The sequence below is a fragment of the Achromobacter spanius genome, assembly GCF_003994415.1.
Lineage (GTDB): Bacteria > Pseudomonadota > Gammaproteobacteria > Burkholderiales > Burkholderiaceae_B > Achromobacter > Achromobacter spanius_C.
In genome coordinates this window covers 3538323-3556247 of sequence record NZ_CP034689.1, presented here as the reverse complement: position 1 = coordinate 3556247, position 17925 = coordinate 3538323, and the positions used below count along the sequence as shown (strand labels likewise).

At 59.5% G+C, this 17925-nt stretch carries 18 protein-coding genes; 11 read left to right on the top strand and 7 right to left on the bottom strand.

The genetic code is table 11. From position 1 onward, the window contains the following. Nucleotides 1–62 precede the first annotated feature (62 nt). The 4 genes from ELS24_RS16135 to ELS24_RS16120 form a co-directional block, all read right to left on the bottom strand. Complete coding sequence (locus tag ELS24_RS16135; protein ID WP_050446944.1) at nucleotides 63–1085, bottom strand: LLM class flavin-dependent oxidoreductase; 1023 nt, start codon at nucleotides 1083–1085, stop codon at nucleotides 63–65. Between the two features lie 213 nt (nucleotides 1086–1298). Continuing rightward, nucleotides 1299–2416, bottom strand: a protein-coding gene (locus ELS24_RS16130; protein WP_370641308.1) for an IS3 family transposase whose coding sequence is annotated in 2 segments (ribosomal slippage) — nucleotides 1299–2167 and nucleotides 2167–2416 — 1119 coding nt in all. Because the reading frame shifts where the segments join, the coding sequence is not laid out codon by codon here. A 677-nt stretch (nucleotides 2417–3093) separates the two neighbouring features. Then, the gene (locus tag ELS24_RS16125) at nucleotides 3094–3789 is read right to left on the bottom strand and encodes a multinuclear nonheme iron-dependent oxidase (protein WP_240669558.1); all 696 of its coding nucleotides are present in this window, start codon (nucleotides 3787–3789) and stop codon (nucleotides 3094–3096) included. A gap of 89 nt (nucleotides 3790–3878) precedes the next feature. Beyond that, on the bottom strand, nucleotides 3879–4934 hold the full coding sequence (locus ELS24_RS16120) for a multinuclear nonheme iron-dependent oxidase (protein WP_164741260.1): 1056 nt from the start codon (nucleotides 4932–4934) through the stop codon (nucleotides 3879–3881). Here ELS24_RS16120 and ELS24_RS16115 point away from each other — a divergent pair. Beyond that, a protein-coding gene (locus ELS24_RS16115; protein WP_370641308.1) for an IS3 family transposase occupies nucleotides 4870–5987 on the top strand; the annotation gives its coding sequence in 2 pieces (ribosomal slippage) (nucleotides 4870–5119 and nucleotides 5119–5987; 1119 coding nt in all). The genes ELS24_RS16120 and ELS24_RS16115 overlap by 65 nt on opposite strands. 244 nt (nucleotides 5988–6231) lie before the next feature. On the opposite strand, the gene movA is transcribed toward ELS24_RS16115, so the two are convergent. Then, entirely contained in the window at nucleotides 6232–6300 is a 69-nt protein-coding gene (gene movA / locus ELS24_RS31720) for a methanobactin-like peptide MovA (RefSeq protein ID WP_425521046.1), read from the bottom strand. 242 nt (nucleotides 6301–6542) lie between these two features. On the opposite strand from movA, the gene ELS24_RS16110 reads away from it, so the two are divergent. Continuing rightward, nucleotides 6543–7820, top strand: coding sequence for a hypothetical protein (locus ELS24_RS16110; protein WP_127184690.1), 1278 nt, complete (start codon nucleotides 6543–6545; stop codon nucleotides 7818–7820). Between the two features lie 54 nt (nucleotides 7821–7874). Here the strand turns inward: ELS24_RS16110 and ELS24_RS16105 are convergent, their stop codons facing one another. Then, complete coding sequence (locus ELS24_RS16105; RefSeq protein WP_127184689.1) at nucleotides 7875–9167, bottom strand: NCS2 family permease; 1293 nt, start codon at nucleotides 9165–9167, stop codon at nucleotides 7875–7877. A gap of 111 nt (nucleotides 9168–9278) precedes the next feature. On the opposite strand from ELS24_RS16105, the gene tsaD reads away from it, so the two are divergent. Then, a complete protein-coding gene (gene tsaD, locus ELS24_RS16100) occupies nucleotides 9279–10310 on the top strand; it encodes a tRNA (adenosine(37)-N6)-threonylcarbamoyltransferase complex transferase subunit TsaD (RefSeq protein WP_050446942.1) in 1032 nt (343 codons plus the stop codon). Nucleotides 10311–10350: 40 nt separating this feature from the next. Here the strand turns inward: tsaD and plsY are convergent, their stop codons facing one another. Then, nucleotides 10351–10992, bottom strand: a complete 642-nt coding sequence (gene plsY / locus ELS24_RS16095) for a glycerol-3-phosphate 1-O-acyltransferase PlsY (protein ID WP_050446941.1) — start codon at nucleotides 10990–10992, stop codon at nucleotides 10351–10353. Nucleotides 10993–11184: 192 nt separating this feature from the next. On the opposite strand from plsY, the gene surE reads away from it, so the two are divergent. From surE to ELS24_RS16055, 8 genes are all read left to right on the top strand, one after another. Then, complete coding sequence (surE, locus tag ELS24_RS16090; protein ID WP_050446940.1) at nucleotides 11185–11943, top strand: 5'/3'-nucleotidase SurE; 759 nt, start codon at nucleotides 11185–11187, stop codon at nucleotides 11941–11943. Next, complete coding sequence (locus tag ELS24_RS16085; protein WP_050446939.1) at nucleotides 11928–12752, top strand: protein-L-isoaspartate(D-aspartate) O-methyltransferase; 825 nt, start codon at nucleotides 11928–11930, stop codon at nucleotides 12750–12752. Before surE ends, ELS24_RS16085 begins: the two co-directional genes overlap by 16 nt. 17 nt (nucleotides 12753–12769) lie before the next feature. Further along, nucleotides 12770–13621: a peptidoglycan DD-metalloendopeptidase family protein gene (locus ELS24_RS16080; protein ID WP_050446938.1), complete on the top strand. Its 852-nt coding sequence runs from the start codon at nucleotides 12770–12772 to the stop codon at nucleotides 13619–13621. Further along, entirely contained in the window at nucleotides 13618–14397 is a 780-nt protein-coding gene (locus ELS24_RS16075; RefSeq protein WP_127184688.1) for a 3'-5' exonuclease, read from the top strand. Before ELS24_RS16080 ends, ELS24_RS16075 begins: the two co-directional genes overlap by 4 nt. A 187-nt stretch (nucleotides 14398–14584) precedes the next feature. Further along, nucleotides 14585–15217: a hypothetical protein gene (locus ELS24_RS16070; RefSeq protein ID WP_127184687.1), complete on the top strand. Its 633-nt coding sequence runs from the start codon at nucleotides 14585–14587 to the stop codon at nucleotides 15215–15217. Nucleotides 15218–15611: 394 nt separating this feature from the next. Then, nucleotides 15612–16364 carry a TorF family putative porin gene (locus ELS24_RS16065; RefSeq protein WP_050446935.1) on the top strand — a complete coding sequence of 251 codons (753 nt, stop codon included), beginning with the start codon at nucleotides 15612–15614 and terminating at the stop codon, nucleotides 16362–16364. Nucleotides 16365–16631: 267 nt separating this feature from the next. Beyond that, nucleotides 16632–16979: an Imm51 family immunity protein gene (locus tag ELS24_RS16060; RefSeq protein WP_230695040.1), complete on the top strand. Its 348-nt coding sequence runs from the start codon at nucleotides 16632–16634 to the stop codon at nucleotides 16977–16979. Between the two features lie 10 nt (nucleotides 16980–16989). Beyond that, nucleotides 16990–17886 (top strand): LysR substrate-binding domain-containing protein, encoded by an 897-nt coding sequence (locus ELS24_RS16055; protein ID WP_127184686.1) that lies wholly within the window; start codon nucleotides 16990–16992, stop codon nucleotides 17884–17886. The last annotated feature ends 39 nt before the right edge of the window (nucleotides 17887–17925 follow it).

Genomic DNA, 17925 nt, shown 5'->3' with positions numbered 1-17925 from the left:
AGTAGAGCGGGCGATGGCAGCGTCGCAATGGTTGGCGCTGTGGAGAGCGCAGTCAGCGGTGCTCAGACCGCGGTTTTTGTCGAGACGCCCGCGTCGTTCTTCAAGGACGCAACAATCTCAAAAGAGCGCAGGCGATCGGCGATGTCGAAAAAGTCGGACACGATCATGACTTCATCGGCCTCGGTTTCGGCCACCAGGGCTTCCAGCCGCCGCTTCACGGTGTCCGGTCCGCCCACGATCGAAGCGCTCAGTCTTTGATTGACCGCCTCACGCTCCCATTCGTTCCATAAGCCGTCCATGCTGTCCACCGGCGGCTGCAATTGCAGGCGGTGGCCACGCACCAGCGACAGGAATTTCAGTTGCTGCGTGGTCGATTGGCGCTGGGCGGCTTCGTCGGATTCGGCCGCCACCACCGGTACGCCGATCATCGCGTAAGGGCGCGACAGCGTCTCCGACGGCTTGAACAAGTGCCGGTACAGCCGCATCGCGGCCATGCCTTCCGGCGAGAAATGCCCCGCGAAAGAAAACGGCAGACCCAGTTCGGCGGCCAGGCGCGCGCTGAAATCACTGGACCCCAGCAGCCAGATCGGGATGTCCAACCCCTCGCCGGGAATGGCTCGCACGGGCTGGCCCGGCCGGGAAGCCGCCAGGAAACCACGCAGTTCTTCAACCAGCGCCGGAAACTCCAGCCCGCTGCGCGGGCCCCGGCGCAGCGCGTGCTGCGTGGCGCCATCGCTGCCGGGCGCACGGCCTAGCCCCAGGTCGATACGGCCGGGGTACAGGGTTTCCAGCGTGCCAAATTGCTCGGCGATGATCAGCGGCGCATGGTTCGGCAACATGATGCCGCCCGATCCGACGCGCAGCGTGCGTGTCTGGCTGGCCACATGGCCGATCAACACGGCGGTGGCGCTGGACGCTATGCCATTGATGTTGTGGTGCTCGGCCAACCAGAAGCGGTTGTAGCCCAACCGCTCCACATGCTGGGCCACCGCCACGGTATTGCGGAAAGCGTCGGCAGCGTCACGGCCCTGAACAATAGGGGCCAGATCAAGGACCGAAAACGGGATGCGGGCAAGGGCGCTCATGCGGACATCCCCTCGTTCAGGGCAAGACAGGACGGCAACGCGGGGATAAGGCGAATAAGGCGCAAGGTGAACTCCATACGGGATACATGGGGAGTGTATCGACGAATTCAACCGGGGCAGGCAGCAACCTTATGGGCGGGCGGGTTGTAACTCAACGGGGGCAGCGCCAGGCGAACCCATACCAGGTCTTTGTTCAGCCCGTAAGCACCCCTGTCAAGTAGACATCGGTTGATAGACGATCGGAGCAAGGGTTAGCCGGGGCATGAATTGCACCGGCGGGAGGCCACCCAGCGATTCATGCGGGCGGTACTGGTTGTAATCGACCAGCCATTGATCGGTAATCGCCTGGACCTGCTCAAGGTTGGCGAACAGGTGCGCGTCGAGCACCTCGGTTCGATAAGTTCGATTGAAGCGCTCAATGAAAGCGTTCTGATTTGGCTTGCCCGGCTGGATATAGCGGATCGCGATGCCCTTTGCGCTAGCCCATTGGGTGAACGCCTCTGAGATCATCTCCGGACCGTTATCCAGGCGTATTGCGTCAGGCGGCCCATAGCAGTCGATCAAACGGCTCAATACCCGAATGAGGCGTGCAGACGGGATGGACACGCCTACCTCGATGGCCAAGCACTCCCGGTTCGCCTCGTCGATCACGTTCAGAGTGCGAAACCGCCGGCCGCAGTAGAGAGCGTCATGCATGAAGTCGAGCGCCCAACAACGATTAGGCTCTGTGGCCAGATCCAGCGGCTGTCGCGGTCGGTCGGGAAGCCGCTTTTTGCGGCGCCGAGGCAAATTCAGACCCATGTCGCAGTACACCCGATGAACGCGCTTTTTGTTCCAGCCGCGACCGTCGAGGCGCAGCCGGGTGAAACACTTCCAGAATCCCCAACGCCCATGCCGGGTCACAATGGCATTGAGAGCATCAATGACTTGGGAATCCCGCTCAGATGCCGGCATTGGCTTCTTGTAGTACGCCGCCCGCGATAGGCCGGCAATCTGACAAGCGCGCGTGATTGAGAGCTTGGCTTGCACCAGCTGTCCCACCACTTCGCGCCTGGCCGACGGCGTCAGGATTTTCGATTCAAGACATCCTTGATCGCTGCATTCTCCAGCGCCAAGTCGGCAAACATGCGTTTGAGCTTGGCGTTTTCAGCTTCCAGTTCGCGCAGCCTCTGCAACTCGGAAACTTGAACGCCGGAGAACTTGCTCTTCCAAAGGTAATACGTGGCGTTGCTGATGCCGTGTTTGCGGCACAGCTCGGCGACCGGCATGCCGGCTTCGCCTTCCTTCAGAACAGCAACGATCTGGCTCTCGGTAAATCTGCTTTTCTTCAAGGGAATCTCCAACTCAGGGAGGCTCCGAAATTCTACCGGGCGGTGTCTACCTGAAGGGGGAGCTTACGAGCCCTGTTTAGGCAGCGTGGGTTAGCCCAGGAAAAGCCACGGTTAAAAGGAGGCCGTCACGATAGGCCGCAAGGCCCGCTAGCAGGATTTGTGATTAAAGTAATCTTCCAGTGCTGTAATTTGCGGGAAAGTCGAATGCCACGTTTCAGTCGAAAAATCTAAGTGGTCTTCGAGGTCGCAGTAAAAAACATCTCTTTCTTCGAACGCAACTACAGCCTTCATCGCTACGAATACTCTGCATGGGGATAGGTGGGACCAGGCTGCGATGCATAGGTTGGAGGTGCGGTCTGTGAATGTCCATTGCGAAACGGCGTAGGACATCAGCTGATTTATTAGATCTTGAGGTGGACTCTTGGTTTCGGATATGTATCTTAATAATGAAATTCCAGTCCTCCAATCCAACTCTGCCTTCCTGCGGAAGCACCAAGAAATGAAATTGTCGAGCGTAGAGGTGTCGTTCAAATTGCAAATAAGAGAGGTGAATGGTGCTGCTCTCAGTATGTGATCACGCATCGAATCTTTCACCAATGCTACGTACGAGCGTGCTGTTCCGGAAAGACTCGAAGATTGACCGCCAGGGTCGACGATGGCGTCGTAAGTTCTCGAGATCATGGTATCAAGTTTCGCACACGAGATATTTCGTTCATCCAATTTTCGACTTCAAAGTTGGAATCTCTTTCGACGCATACGGTGATTTCCTCTCGGTTATTCAGAATCTTCTCCGCAAGCCGAATGCTGCGCGGGTCGATGTTGCAGTCGTGAGTGTCTACGAAGAAATGGGGAAGAAACGAAGTCTTGGCGAAACCAGCAATATGGAAGTGCTTTGTGTCAGTGCTGAGTATTCGCCATGCCAATGCATCCTCGCCTATATTAATTTCCGCGATCGTTGCGTTTGAAATGTCAAATAGGAGATTGCATGATGTGCTTCTTTTCAACTGTTCAAAAAAATCCGCCTGTTTGTACGGCTGGGCAATGATGGACGGGTAATTTTCGATGAAAAGAGTCGACCCCAGTATTGCCTGCCAGTGTGAGAGTTTCTCTGAGCAAAAGGCTAAGTCGGTGGCGTAATTGACTTCTAGCATTTGAGGAAAGTAGTGGCCGCGGTGAAGGAACTTTCCTAGATGATCTGAGGTATAGATGGGGTTGAGGGCGGAACTGAGTTCATTAATTTTGCAGGCAATTTCCATGAGAACCTCGGAATCTTGGTGGAGGAATCTGGAGTTCATAATGTGAAATGCGCATGCCGTTCCGCCCAATACGGATTTGATGGAAGCTGCATTGCATGATAGAAAATTGTCAATCATTATTTCGACAAAATCAATTGCGCCTTTGTTAATTATTTCCCTTACGCTAGCCAAATCTCGCGTGCTAGTCCAGTTTATTCCGATTTTCATTATTTGTTCAAAAAATCCGAAAAAGAGTCCAAAAAATAAACTGATGATTTTTCAGTCTCACTGTCTATTTCTTCTTTAGAAAGAGATATGCGCTTATCCATTTTTTTTACATGATCCACCCAGTCATGAAGCAATTGAGATTCGGACCTTCCATCTAGTTCGATAATTTCAGAAAAATTCGCAACGGCGCCTTTCAGAATCTTCTTAAGGAAATTCTCTGCATACTTGAGATTTGCATCGCCCACTCTCGCGGTGGGGGTGCTGCGTTCAGCCAGGATGGCTCTCAAGGTAGCGAAATCGTCCTTGTATTCTGAGGGAAAGTCCTTCCACTCTTCGTCGCTGTGCTCAATATTTATATAGGCGTCGCGTGGGATGAGGTCAGCACGTATCAGACCGTTGAGCAGGTGCCAAGCTTTAGCGTGTACTGGCGTTCCATGGCCGTCATGCATGCTTCCATCTTTTCCGGTAGTAATGCCGGATAAATGTACTTCCACGACCCTATTCCAAGGTATTAACCCGATTGATGCATCGGTGGGGAGTTTTGCATTGTGGGAGTCAATTATTAAATGGCTGACATCCACGATTAGATTGGCATCGCTCTCTCCGGCTATTTTCTCTATGCTTTTCCAGGTGCTGAAAATTTCTGCGGCACTGTTCGAGTAGAAATTTGCATTTTCTATCCAAATTTTCTTCCCGGATTCTTTTCTGGCGAGATCTATAAATTCGACCGCACTTCGCTCTGTGGCGGCTGTTGCAGTGTAGTGAGAAGAGAAACCTAACTTTCCAATGTTGTGGTGTCGTTCTCCACAAAGGTGGAAGCCAATGCTAATAACTCGTTCGTCATATTTAAGAGGAGACAGCTTTTCTTTGATGAAGACTTCTTGATGGCTTCGCTTTTCTGTAATGGGTGAGCGAGAGATGTCGTAAGCTCCCCCTTCAGGTAGACACCGCCCGGTAGAATTTCGGAGCCTCCCTGAGTTGGAGATTCCCTTGAAGAAAAGCAGATTTACCGAGAGCCAGATCGTTGCTGTTCTGAAGGAAGGCGAAGCCGGCATGCCGGTCGCCGAGCTGTGCCGCAAACACGGCATCAGCAACGCCACGTATTACCTTTGGAAGAGCAAGTTCTCCGGCGTTCAAGTTTCCGAGTTGCAGAGGCTGCGCGAACTGGAAGCTGAAAACGCCAAGCTCAAACGCATGTTTGCCGACTTGGCGCTGGAGAATGCAGCGATCAAGGATGTCTTGAATCGAAAATCCTGACGCCGTCGGCCAGGCGCGAAGTGGTGGGACAGCTGGTGCAAGCCAAGCTCTCAATCACGCGCGCTTGTCAGATTGCCGGCCTATCGCGGGCGGCGTACTACAAGAAGCCAATGCCGGCATCTGAGCGGGATTCCCAAGTCATTGATGCTCTCAATGCCATTGTGACCCGGCATGGGCGTTGGGGATTCTGGAAGTGTTTCACCCGGCTGCGCCTCGACGGTCGCGGCTGGAACAAAAAGCGCGTTCATCGGGTGTACTGCGACATGGGTCTGAATTTGCCTCGGCGCCGCAAAAAGCGGCTTCCCGACCGACCGCGACAGCCGCTGGATCTGGCCACAGAGCCTAATCGTTGTTGGGCGCTCGACTTCATGCATGACGCTCTCTACTGCGGCCGGCGGTTTCGCACTCTGAACGTGATCGACGAGGCGAACCGGGAGTGCTTGGCCATCGAGGTAGGCGTGTCCATCCCGTCTGCACGCCTCATTCGGGTATTGAGCCGTTTGATCGACTGCTATGGGCCGCCTGACGCAATACGCCTGGATAACGGTCCGGAGATGATCTCAGAGGCGTTCACCCAATGGGCTAGCGCAAAGGGCATCGCGATCCGCTATATCCAGCCGGGCAAGCCAAATCAGAACGCTTTCATTGAGCGCTTCAATCGAACTTATCGAACCGAGGTGCTCGACGCGCACCTGTTCGCCAACCTTGAGCAGGTCCAGGCGATTACCGATCAATGGCTGGTCGATTACAACCAGTACCGCCCGCATGAATCGCTGGGTGGCCTCCCGCCGGTGCAATTCATGCCCCGGCTAACCCTTGCTCCGATCGTCTATCAACCGATGTCTACTTGACAGGGGTGCTTACGATGTGAACAGATAAATCGTTCCGATAGTTGGATATAAACTTTCTTTCGCGAGAGAACACCCGGCGGTATGCGGTTAAACCCACCTCCATTAGTTCTACGTCATGTTCTAGAAGATTTTTGGAGGTAATGAAATTTGGGTTGTAGCTACATGCGATTCTCATTTGTTTCTCCGTCTAAGCGTAAGGCGGCCAACGAGGTGGGCTCGTCGGCCGCCCGTCGTTACGGACTAATTACTTGTTATAACTGCCGCAGGTCGCGTCCTTGTCGTTTACTTTAACCACGATTTTTTTCGATTTCATTGGGCTTCCTTGTTGAAAAGAGGTTGAATGCCTAGGAAAAATCTGACTCATGAATCTGTCCTGGCGGTTGAAACTTAACTTGGTAATTATTTGGCCTCAATTCGTGTAAACCCTTTCGTAAAAATACGATTTTTTGAGGTTCTTATTATTTGCTTGACCTTCATGCTGGTTTTCTGGCTTAGTGAGACAGAAGGGCTATTTGAGGTGCGTGCGAAGCTTGGCGTAATGCCAAGCACTTATCAATGGCGCAAGGAGCAGAAGTGAACTATTGGGAGGTTATCCGCCAATCCCTGACCATCTCGGGATCCCGATTGGTCGCTCTGTCCATGGTGTCGCTGGATCTGATGATCCTGAACAGGTTTTCTCTAAGCGAGACGGCCGACTTTGCGCTGGCAGTCCAGTTTTCGCAGATCTATATCGTGCTTGCGCTTGGCCTGACGGTGGGCGTGAACATTGCTTTTAATTTGCGAAAGCCGCACTCGAAAACCATCACGAGGTCGATCGTTGGCTATGGGCTGCTCGCGGGCGTTTTGCTTTTCCTGATGTCAGTCGCCATGGCATTTTTTGTGGAAATGTCGGAGAACGCGCGCGATAGTTATTACGCACTGGCGATTGGTATCGCCCCCACCACTATCTACATTGCGCTCTGCGCGATGATCGAAGCGTCGGGTGGGGCAGGCTGGGTGCTCAGGTTGACCGTCGGAGCAGCCGTTGCGAACGCGTTGCTGGACCTGCTTTTTATCAACGTTGGACTGTTTTCCCCTGCCGTGGCGGTGGCCGTTGCCACAACGGTGGTCAGACTACTGCTGTTGGCGTGTGTGCTCTACGGCTGTGTGGCCACTTATCGAATTTCCATTGCGCCGGTTTTCGACCGGATCGAATGGAAGGACCTGTTCAGCTACGGTCGATCCGAGGCGCTGGTGGGGTTGATTTTTACTGGTGGCATGTCGTTTTTGTTTGCGTACGCCAGTGCACGAGGCAACGAGGGGTTGGTGGCGCTGCTCGCTATTGGGATAAATTTCTTGAACATTGCCTCTGTCATCTACATCGGGATGACTCGCGCCGTTGCCAACGTCGCTTCTGCGCTGCCGCATCGGATCCTCACTGATTTGAAGGGCCTCGCAATTTTTGGACTTTCTTATGTCGTCCTGAGCGGAGCAATCCTGTATGTCGCGTCTCCTCTGCTTTCCTGGCTTTATCTGGGACAGGTCTCGCCAGAGTTGCTAAGCGTCTTCTTTATTGCGATCTGGGTGGTGGCGTTCGACGGATTGGCGATGTTGCTCATTACATTGCTTCGATTGCTGGATTGGAGGGCGGGTCCGCCATTGCTCCGGCTTGCGCTGATTATTGTGGGGGTCCCTATATCCTTAGGCTGGTTTGATCCATCGGCGATTCAGCCCGTATTCAAAGGACTTCTGATCGGCAATGGGGTTGCGGCAGTGCTCGCGGCCGCTGTATTGCTCTACGCCGTGGTGGACCGAACGCGAAAGGAACTGATCGCTGCGCCTGGCGGCAATTGAAAAAGCCGCCACGGCAACGCCGGGCGGCTGAATGAAAGCTGACTTCTACCCAGGCTATTCGGGGAAAAAGGCGTAGCGGATCACGAACAGAACAGCGACCAACCAGGTGGCCGGATGCACGTCGCGGATCTTGCCGGTGGCGGTTTTCAGCACCACGTAGCTGATGAAACCAAAGGCGATGCCGTTGGCGATGGAGTACGTGAAGGGCATGACCAGCGCCGTCAGCGCAGCCGGCGTGGCTTCGGTGACTTCGTTCCAGTCGATGTCGATCAGTTCGCGCATCATCAGGCCGGCCACATAGAGCAGGGCAGGAGCCGTGGCGTAGGCAGGCACGGCGCCGGCCAAGGGCGAGATGAACAGCGCGGCCAGGAACAGCAGGGCCACCACCAGGGCGGTCATGCCGGTGCGGCCGCCGGCCTGTACGCCCGAGGCGCTTTCCACGAACGCGGTGGTGCTGCTGGTGCCCAGCGCGGAACCGGCGACGATGGCCGTGCTGTCGGCGAACAGCGCGCGGCCCAGGCGGTTGGGGCGGCCTTCCGGGACCAGGCCGGCGCGCTTGGCCACGCCGACCAGCGTGCCGGTGGCGTCGAACACTTCAACCAGCACGAACACCAGAATCACATGCACAAAACCACTGTGCAGCGCGCCCAGGATATCCAGCTTCAGGAAGGTGGGGGCCAGGCTGGGCGGGGCCGAGAAGATGCCCTTGAATTCGTTGTAGCCCAGCGCCATCGACAACACGGTGACGACGATGATGCCGATCAGGATGGCGCCGCGCACGCGCAAGGCGTCCAGCGACGCGATGATGAAGAAGCCCAGGATGGCAAACAGCGGGCCATGCGCCGTCAGGTTGCCCAGGGAAACCTTGGTGGCCGGATGGGCAACCACAATGCCCGCGCTGGACAGCGCGATAATGGCCAGGAACAGCCCGATGCCCGCCGCGATGGCGCTGCGCAGGGAATGCGGAATGCCTTTGACGAGCCACACGCGGATGCCCGATATCGTCAATATCAGGAAGATCACGCCCGAGATGAACACGGCGCCCAGCGCCTGCTCCCAGGTGTAGCCCATGGTCTTGACGACGGTGAAGGCGAAGAACGCATTCAGGCCCATGCCGGGCGCCATGCCGATTGGCCAGTTGGCCACCAGCGCCATCACCAGCGAGCCCAGCGCGGCCGCCAGGCAGGTGGCCACGAAGACGGCGTCGCGGTCCATGCCGGTGGACGACAGGATGTCCGGGTTGACGAAGATGATGTATGACATCGTCAGGAACGTCGTCAGGCCAGCCACGATTTCGGTGCGCGCCGTGGTGCCGTGTTCACGCAGCTTGAATAACTTCTCCAGCATTCCAGTCCCCAGTGTGTTTGCAGGCTTGTAGGTTGTTGTAGGCGGCGGCCGATGGGCGCCGCGCGATTTCAAAACAGGCGTATTTTCGCATCAGTTGTAAACTCTGCCGCCATGATTATCCTCGGCTTTGAAAGCTCCTGCGACGAAACCGGTGTCGCAGCCGTCTGTACGGAACGCGGTCTGCTGGCGCACGCGCTGCATACCCAAATCGCCATGCACCAGGAATATGGTGGCGTGGTGCCGGAACTCGCGTCGCGCGACCATATTCGCCGCGTCGTGCCCTTGACCCGCCAGGTGCTGCAAGACGCCGGCCTGCAAATGTCGGACATTGGCGCCGTCGCCTACACGGCGGGGCCGGGTCTGGCGGGGGCCTTGCTGGTGGGCGCCAGCGTCGCGCAGTCGTTTGCGTGGTCGCGCCATCTGCCCGCCATCGGCATCCATCACCTGGAAGGCCATCTGTTGTCGCCGATGCTGGCGGACCCGCGCCCCGACTTCCCCTTCGTGGCGCTGCTGGTGTCAGGCGGCCATACGCAACTGATGCGCGTGGATGGCGTGGGCCGCTACGAACTGTTGGGCGAAACGCTGGATGACGCCGCGGGCGAAGCCTTTGACAAGTCGGCCAAGCTGATGGGCCTGGGCTACCCCGGCGGTCCGGCGCTGGCCAAACTGGCGGGGCAGGGCGACGCGACCCGTTTTGATTTGCCGCGCCCCATGCTGCATAGCGGCGACCTGGATTTCAGCTTCAGCGGCCTGAAGACGGCGGTGCTGACGCGCGTCAAGGCGGCTGAAAAGGAAGGGGGGCTGGACGATCAGACCCGTGCCGACCTGGCGGCGGCCACCCAAGGCGCGATTGTTGATGTGCTGGCGGCCAAGGCCATCAAGGCGCTCAAGCAGACCGGGCTGCGCCGCCTGGTCGTGGCGGGCGGCGTGGGCGCCAACCAGTTGCTGCGCGCCAAGCTGGCCGCGGCGCTCAAGCCCTTGCGCGCGCAGGCTTATTTCCCGCCGCTTGAGCTATGCACCGACAACGGCGCAATGATCGCCTTCGCGGCGGCCGAGCGCGTCAAGGCGGGGCTTGTGACCCTGGACGCGGATGCGCACAGCTTCACGGTGAAACCACGTTGGGACCTGGCGGATATTGCCTGACCGGTTCACGTTCCTCGTTCCACCGGCCGGCAAGACAGAACTACTTCTTCTTGCCGCCGCCGATTTTGCTTTCCGTGCCTTGCACCAGGCGCGCGATGTTGGCGCGGTGACGGTAGAACAGCAGCACGCCAATCACCGCCAAGGCCACGCCCAGCGCCGGCTTAGCGTGCCAGGCCAGCCCCGAGCCAAAGACGTAATAGACGGGCGCAAAGAACGCCGCCACCAGCGACGCCAGGGACGAATAGCGGAAAAACACGGCGATGATCAGCCAGGTGGCGGCGGTGGCCACGGCCAGCCAGGGCTGGATCGCCACCAGCACGCCCAGTGCGGTCGCCACGCCCTTGCCGCCCTTGAAGCGCAGGAAAACCGGGTACAGATGGCCGACGAAAGCGGCCAGCGCCACCAGCGCCAAGCCGACGGGGGCGATGCCGGGGGCCAGCCTTTCGGCCAGCCAGATCGCGAACCAGCCCTTGGCGGCGTCACCCAGCAAGGTCAGCGCGGCGGCGGTCTTGTTGCCGGTGCGCAGCACATTGGTGGCGCCGGGGTTCTTGGACCCGTAACTGCGGGGGTCCTGCAGCCCCATCAGCTTGCTGACCACCACGGCGAAGGGCACGGAGCCGATCAGGTAGGCCAGCAGGACAAGCGCAGCGGTGAACGCCAGCGAGGGTTCGGTAATCGCCATGGATAAGGGAGTCCGTTGTTGTCGGTTGTTGTCGTAATGGCTGCGGATTCTACCGCGCCGCGCGCAACCACTGGGTACGGGTTATCGAGCGTGGCCCGCATGCCCCACGGATGCACACGGTCATACAGGGTGACGCGGCGGACGGTACAATCCGACACGTCCAACCGCGTTTTATTTTCTTTCGGATGCACAATGCGAATTCTGGTTTCGAACGATGATGGTTACTCTGCCCCTGGGCTGGAAGCGCTGGTCGAGGCGCTGCAGGGTTTGGGCGATCTTACCGTCGTCGCGCCCGAGACCAACCACAGCGGCGCCTCTAATTCCCTGACGCTGAACCGGCCCTTGACGGTTCGCACGGCCTCGAACGGCTTCATTGCCGTCAACGGCACCCCGTCCGATTGCGTGCACGTGGCGCTGACGGGTTTGATGGATGCGCGACCCGACCTCGTCGTGTCCGGCATCAACAACGGCGCCAACATGGGCGACGACACGCTCTATTCGGGCACCGTGGCGGCAGCCAGCGAAGGCTATCTGTTCGGTATTCCCGCCATCGCCTTTTCGTTGGCCGAGAAGGGCTGGGAACACATCGATTCCGCCGCGCGCGCCGCCCGGCTGGTGGTGGAACGTCATCTGGCGCAGCCTCTGGCCGCGCCCGTGCTGCTGAACGTCAACATCCCCAACCGCCGCTTTGAAGACCTGCACGGCTTTGCGGTCACGCGGCTGGGCAAGCGCCATCCGTCGCAGCCCGTCGTGCGTACCACCACCCCCTACGGCGATACGGTGTATTGGATCGGCCCCGTCGGCTTGGCCGCCGATGCCACGCCGGGCACTGATTTTCATGCGGTGGAGCAGGGCACGGTATCCGTGACGCCTTTGCGGCTGGACCTGACCCAGCACAGTCAACTGGACGAAATCCGAACTTGGGCAGAGCCGTTATGCGCAAACGCGTAAGTCAACCTGATGTGTCGCAGGCAGTGCCCGGACGGCCCAGCCCGGTTCGCTACGACTCAGGCCGGCTCAGCCCCGGCGTCACCGCGACCAACAGCAACACCCGTATTTCCGCGGCCACTTTGCCGCGTCAGACGCAGGCGCCCACGCCTGCCTCGGGCAACAATCTGGGTTTGAACTCTGACCGCTTGCGTCAAGCCATGGTGCAGCGCTTGCGTGGGCAGGGCATCAGCGACGAGCGCGTGCTGAACGCCATGGCCGCGGTGCCACGTCATCTGTTCGTGGATGAAGCGCTGGCCAGCCGAGCCTACGAAGACGCGGCGTTGCCCATCGGGCATTCGCAAACCATCTCGCAACCCTGGGTGGTGGCACGTATGATCGCGGCAGCGTGCGACGACCGCACGCCGACGCGCGTGCTGGAAGTGGGCGCGGGCTGCGGCTATCAGGCGGCGGTGCTGGCGCAGTTTGTGCGTGAAGTGCATTCCATCGAACGTATCCGCGGCCTTTACGAACTGGCGCGCGAGCATCTGCGCGCCTTGCGGCTGACCACCCGCATCCGTCTGATCTACGGCGATGGCACGCTGGGCCTGCCCGGCGTGGCGCCGTTCGATGCTATCGTTGTGGCTGCCGCTGGCCTGGCCATTCCGCAAGCGCTGCTTACGCAGCTTGCGCCTGGCGGACGCCTGATCGCTCCCGAAGGGGGCACCAACCAGCGCTTGGTGTTGATTGAACGCACCGGCGCGGCCAGTTGGAAACGCACTGAATTAGAGGCCGTGCGCTTTGTGCCGCTACGCGCCGGAATACAATCTTGAGCAAACAGGAGAAACGTATGCTCAACGGGCAGTCGCAACTGACCGATATGACTATGGGCGCGTCCATGACGCGCCTGCGCCGCCCGCTCTTTATCGCGGGGGCACTCAGCCTGGCTATTCTGGCCGGCTGCGCATCAAAAGGAACTCGTGCTCCGGTGGTCGACATGACCAACGGACAGCCGTCGTCGGTACAACCCGGTGGCAGCTATGTGGTCAAGCCGGGCGACACGCTGTACAAGATCGCCCGCGCCAACAACGTGGATATCGAAAGCGTCAAGCGCTGGAACAACCTCAGCGATCCCAACCAGATCTCGGTAGGCCAGGTGCTGAAGATGTCGGGCGGCGCCAGCACGGGTGCGCAACCGGCCCCCATCGCCAGCGCCAAGCCGCAGCCGCGTCCGCTGGACCAGCCTGACAGTTCCACCGCCACCAATCCGCCGCCCGACGCCACGCCCGCGCCAGCGCCGGTCGAAGTCAAGCCCGCGCCGCGCGCGGCAGACGCCAGCGTCATCAATTGGGCATGGCCGGCTAGCGGCCCCATCGTGCAGACCTTCAACGCCAGCAGCAAGGGCATCGACATTTCCGGCGCCCTGGGTGACCCGATCACCGCCGCCGCGGATGGCCTGGTCAAGTACAGCGGCAACGGCGTGCGCGGTTTGGGCAACCTGATCATCGTTGAACACCAGAACGGTTTCATCACGGCCTACGCGCACAACCGCTCCTTGCTCGTGAAGACGGGGCAGAACGTCAAGCGCGGCGCCAAGATCGCCGAACTTGGCCAGAGCGACACGACGTCGCCGCGTCTGCACTTTGAAATCCGCCGCCAGGGCACGCCGGTCGATCCCATGCAGTACCTGCCCGCAAAATGACGCCCACCCTGGTATTCGACCTGGAAACCATCCCTGACGCCGATGGGCTGCGCAAGCTCAACGGCTGGGGGGCGGATGTTTCGGACCAGGAAGTCGTTGAACGAGCCCTAGCCGCGCGGCGCGAAGCCGTAGGGCATGATTTCCTGCCGCTGCACTTGCACAAGGTCGCGGTGGTGGGCTGCGTGTTCCGCGACGACCAAGGCTTTCGCGTCAAGACGCTGGGGCAGCCCGATGACCCCGAGGCCGCCTTGCTGGCGGGCTTCTTCAAGACCATCGAACGCTACACGCCCAAGCTGGTGAGCTGGAACGGGTCGGGTTTCGACCTGCCGGTTTTGCATTACCGCAGCCTGATCCTGGGCGTGCCCGCGCCGCGCTATTGGGACATGGGCGAAGAAGATCGCGACTTCAAGTTCAACAACTACATTGCGCGCTACCACACGCGCCATGTGGACTTGATGGATGTGCTGGCCAAGTACAACGGGCGTGCCAACGCGCCGCTGGATGACCTGGCCAAGTTGTGCGGCTTTCCCGGCAAGCTCGGCATGGACGGCAGCAAGGTATGGGAAGCCTGGAACACGGGCCGCGCCGACGAAGTGCGCGCCTATTGCGAAACCGACGTCGTCAACACCTGGCTGGTGTACTGCCGCTTCCGCTTTCTGCGTGGCGAGCTGGACCGCACCGGCTACGACGCCGAAGTATCGCTGGTGCGCGACACGCTGTCGGCCAGCGACGCGCCGCACTGGAAGGAATACATGGCGGCCTGGGACGCCATCTGAAGCCGGGCCTTGCGTTGGCGTGTAGATGCAAACCAGGCAAACCAGGACATGACGGGGCCCCGCAAGGCCCCGTTTTCACGTCTGGTGCAGGCGCAATCGACTGAAACATGGACCGCGACGGCGAAACCCGGTTGAAACCGGGCCAACCGCACAATGGCCTCGCTTTCTTCACTTTCAGGAGACACACATGTCCCGATTCGCACTTCGCTCCAATTTGGCCGCTCTTGCATTTGTCGCCGCGACCGGCGGCTTGGTGGCTGGCTCCGCCGTGGCCGCGCCTCCGGCTCCCGCCGACGGCGGCCCAGCCGCCATGCATCACCACGGCCCGCGCGGTGGCGAGTTCCACAAGGGAATGCGCGACGGCCTGTTCATCCCCGGCCTGGGGCCCGTATCCAAGGCGCAGGTTGATCAACTGAAGCTGGACGAGAAACAGCAGGCGCTGTTCAAGACCGCACAGGAAGGCCAGCGCGATCTGCACAAGGCCATGCGCGAAGCCGGTGGCAAGCGCCATGATCTGTTGAAGTCGCAACTGGACAGCGGCAAGCTTGACCCCCGCGCGCTGATGGCGCAATCGGAGCAATCGCGCGATCAGTTCGGTGCTGAAGCCAAGCAGGTGCGCGAGCAATGGCTGGCGGTGTGGGACAGCCTGAACGATACGCAACGTGGGCAGGTGACGAAGATCGTCAAGGACCGCGAAGCCAAGATGCAGGAGCGCCACGCCAAGATGGAAGCACGCCATGGCAAGGGCAAGGGCGGTATGCCGCCGCCTCCGCCCGCTGGCGCCGACGCGCCTCCGCCTCCGCCGCCTTCGGCCAACTAAACAGCCACCGTTCGCTGCCATCAAGGGGCGGACGCCATTTCACCAAACCCGGACGCGTTCCCCGCGTGCCGGGTTTTTGTTTGTTCCAGTGGTCTGCACGAGCCCGCGCGTTGAACCAGTTTGGCGCAGATTCCCCATGTTGATGCACGGCGTCACGCTGGCGTGACGGGATGCGCCCGCTTCTGGTGCGTGTGCGCGTGCGTTCTGTGTCGGAATTACTGCTTGTCACTGTGGCATTACTTCAGGCGCGACCCGCGTGTCATCCCGCTGAAACCTGGCACGGACATTGCTTCAGGAAGAATGAACCGGTAACCAACCGCTGCAAAGCCGGTCAGAGGGAGGCGCCACAGGCCGTCCTCCTCCTCCTCGTTAAATCCGATCAGGACTCCGCACCATGAAGAAGACGTTGCTAGCCTTGCCTTTTGCGCTTGCCGCTTGTTTCGCCTCGACCGCCCAGGCCGAACCCACCGACCTGGGAGCCGGATTTTCGCTTAGCGGCAACGCCGCCATCGTCAGCGACTACCGCTTCCGCGGCTATTCCCAAACTGACTTCCGGCCTGCCGTGCAGGTGGGGTTTGATCTGGCCCATAGCTCTGGCTTCTATCTCGGCAACTGGAACTCCAACGTCTCTGATTTCGTGTTCACCGATGGCAACCTGGAAATGGATTTCTACGGCGGCTGGAAAGGCGACGTAGGCGGCGGCTTTACCTTGGATGCCGGCGTGCTGCATTACTACTACCCCGGTTCCAGCTCCCCGAAGGGCGGCAACTACAACAACACCGACCTGTACTTGGGCGCCTCCTACGGGAACTACTCGTTGAAGTATTCCTACACGCCCAGCGACTTTTTCAGTACGCCCGACAGCAAAGGCACCTGGTACCTGGACGGCACGGCCACCTTTGATCTGGGCGACGGCTGGGGCTTGCTGGGTCACCTGGGTTATCAAAAGCTAAAAAACCAATCCAATATGGACGGCGACTCCATCGGCCACTACGTCGACTACAAGGTCGGCGTCACCAAAGACCTGAAGGGCTGGGTGCTGGGGTTGGCCGCAGTGGGCGCCACCAAGGACAACTGGTTGCCCACCAAATACGGCCATCCGTCCGGCCGGATAGGCGCGGTGTTTTCCGTGGCGCGTGCGTTCTGATTTGAAATCCGTGGCGGCGCTGTAAATGGCGCCGGCTTTTGGGGAATGGAAGGAGACTGTCTGATGGGACAGTCCCCTTCCATTCCCCTTTTTTTATCCTGCAATGGGCGCCAAAGTCCCCGGGCAAGGCGGCCTTCACGACGAACCGCGTTGCACTCATCGCAATAATTGCCTCTAATGGGCGCGCACAAGATGCGGAGGGGACTTTCCACGCATCAGCCTGGCCGCTACTGTCGGCGGCCGGCGATTCAAGGAGCTTTGAGCGCAGTGACTATCGATTTCGAAGAAACAATCAAGCCGTTTTCCTGGATGGAGTACGAAGGCAACTTCTCGGTAAGCCTCAATGTCGGGGAATACAAGGAAGAGGTTTTTCGCCGCAGAAGGGAAGAGGGGTTTCTGGGCACGGGCTACGACTGGACGTCGTTGGCGCTGGTTTTTCTGAACGAGAAAACGCCCGAACTCGATGAGTTGATCGATTTCGATCCGGAAGCCGATACGTTCTGCGCCTATTCGTCCGATAGCGAAGCGCTCAAGACCTTCGCGCTGGCGTTCAAGGCCGCTTGCGAAGACAGGAAGCTGATTCAAGACCTGTTTTCCCGGGCTGAACTGGACTGATCGCGCCGCAATGATCGAAACCCGGTTGTTGCGGCAGTTTGTCGCCGTGGCGGAAACCCTGCATTTCAATCGCGCGGCGCAGCGCCTGCACATGGCGCAGCCGCCGCTCAGCCAGGCCATCCGGCGGCTTGAAGCTGAAATTGGCGCGCAGTTGTTTGAGCGCACCAATCGCAGCGTGGCCCTGACGGCGGCGGGTGCGGCATTCCTGCAGTCCGCGCGCCGCATCCTGGGTGAACTCGAAGACAGCGTGGCGCATACGCGGCGCGTGGCGCAAGGCATGGACGGCCATTTGACGCTGACGTTCATCAATATCGCGCCGTATGCTCCGCTGCTGCGTGCGTTGCGTGGTTTTCGCGATGCGAATCCGGCGGTCGCTTTCACCTTGCAAGAGGCGACCACGCACGAGCAAGTGCAGGCGCTGGAGGCAGGGCGCGCCGATATCGGTTTCATGCGTACACCCGGCGCCACCACGCCCAGCCTGCAATTCGACCGCCTGTTGCAAGAGCCTATCCAGGTTGCCTTGCCGGCCGGGCATCGCCTGGAAGGCGAAGCGGTGGTGGACTTGGCTGCGTTGAAAGACGAACCGTTCGTAGGGTCGCCCCGCCGTTTGGGGCAAGGCTTTCACGATCAGCTCACCCAGCTCTGCCAAACGGTGGGCTTTGTGCCCAAAGTGACGCAGGAGGCCCGCCAGTTGCAGACGGTGACGGCCTTGGTGGCGGCGGGCTTCGGCGTGGCCTTGCTGCCCGCGTCGCTGGTCCGGGCCGGGGGCGACGACGTCGTGTTCCGCCCCATAGCCGCCGATGCGTCCGAGGCGCTGCGGCATGTGGAATTGCTGATGGCGTGGAATGCAGAGCGGGCGTCGCCTGTGCGGGATCGCTTGATCGACGCCGTTCGGCTGATCAAATAAGACGCTAGAAGTCTTATTTAGCGATAAATAAACTATTTT

Bases quoted from the DNA above. Each gene is read 5' to 3' on its own strand.
- ELS24_RS16110 (WP_127184690.1), top strand. From the start codon at position 6,543: ATGGCGCAAGGAGCAGAAGTGAACTATTGGGAGGTTATCCGCCAATCC.
- ELS24_RS16085 (WP_050446939.1), top strand. From the start codon at position 11,928: ATGCGCAAACGCGTAAGTCAACCTGATGTGTCGCAGGCAGTGCCCGGA.
- ELS24_RS16125 (WP_240669558.1), bottom strand. From the start codon at position 3,789: ATGATTGACAATTTTCTATCATGCAATGCAGCTTCCATCAAATCCGTA.
- ELS24_RS16105 (WP_127184689.1), bottom strand. From the start codon at position 9,167: ATGCTGGAGAAGTTATTCAAGCTGCGTGAACACGGCACCACGGCGCGC.
- ELS24_RS16055 (WP_127184686.1), top strand. From the start codon at position 16,990: ATGATCGAAACCCGGTTGTTGCGGCAGTTTGTCGCCGTGGCGGAAACC.
- tsaD (WP_050446942.1), top strand. From the start codon at position 9,279: ATGATTATCCTCGGCTTTGAAAGCTCCTGCGACGAAACCGGTGTCGCA.
- plsY (WP_050446941.1), bottom strand. From the start codon at position 10,992: ATGGCGATTACCGAACCCTCGCTGGCGTTCACCGCTGCGCTTGTCCTG.
- ELS24_RS16120 (WP_164741260.1), bottom strand. From the start codon at position 4,934: ATGCCGGCTTCGCCTTCCTTCAGAACAGCAACGATCTGGCTCTCGGTA.
- ELS24_RS16070 (WP_127184687.1), top strand. From the start codon at position 14,585: ATGTCCCGATTCGCACTTCGCTCCAATTTGGCCGCTCTTGCATTTGTC.
- ELS24_RS16075 (WP_127184688.1), top strand. From the start codon at position 13,618: ATGACGCCCACCCTGGTATTCGACCTGGAAACCATCCCTGACGCCGAT.
- ELS24_RS16135 (WP_050446944.1), bottom strand. From the start codon at position 1,085: ATGAGCGCCCTTGCCCGCATCCCGTTTTCGGTCCTTGATCTGGCCCCT.
- ELS24_RS16080 (WP_050446938.1), top strand. From the start codon at position 12,770: ATGCTCAACGGGCAGTCGCAACTGACCGATATGACTATGGGCGCGTCC.
- surE (WP_050446940.1), top strand. From the start codon at position 11,185: ATGCGAATTCTGGTTTCGAACGATGATGGTTACTCTGCCCCTGGGCTG.
- ELS24_RS16065 (WP_050446935.1), top strand. From the start codon at position 15,612: ATGAAGAAGACGTTGCTAGCCTTGCCTTTTGCGCTTGCCGCTTGTTTC.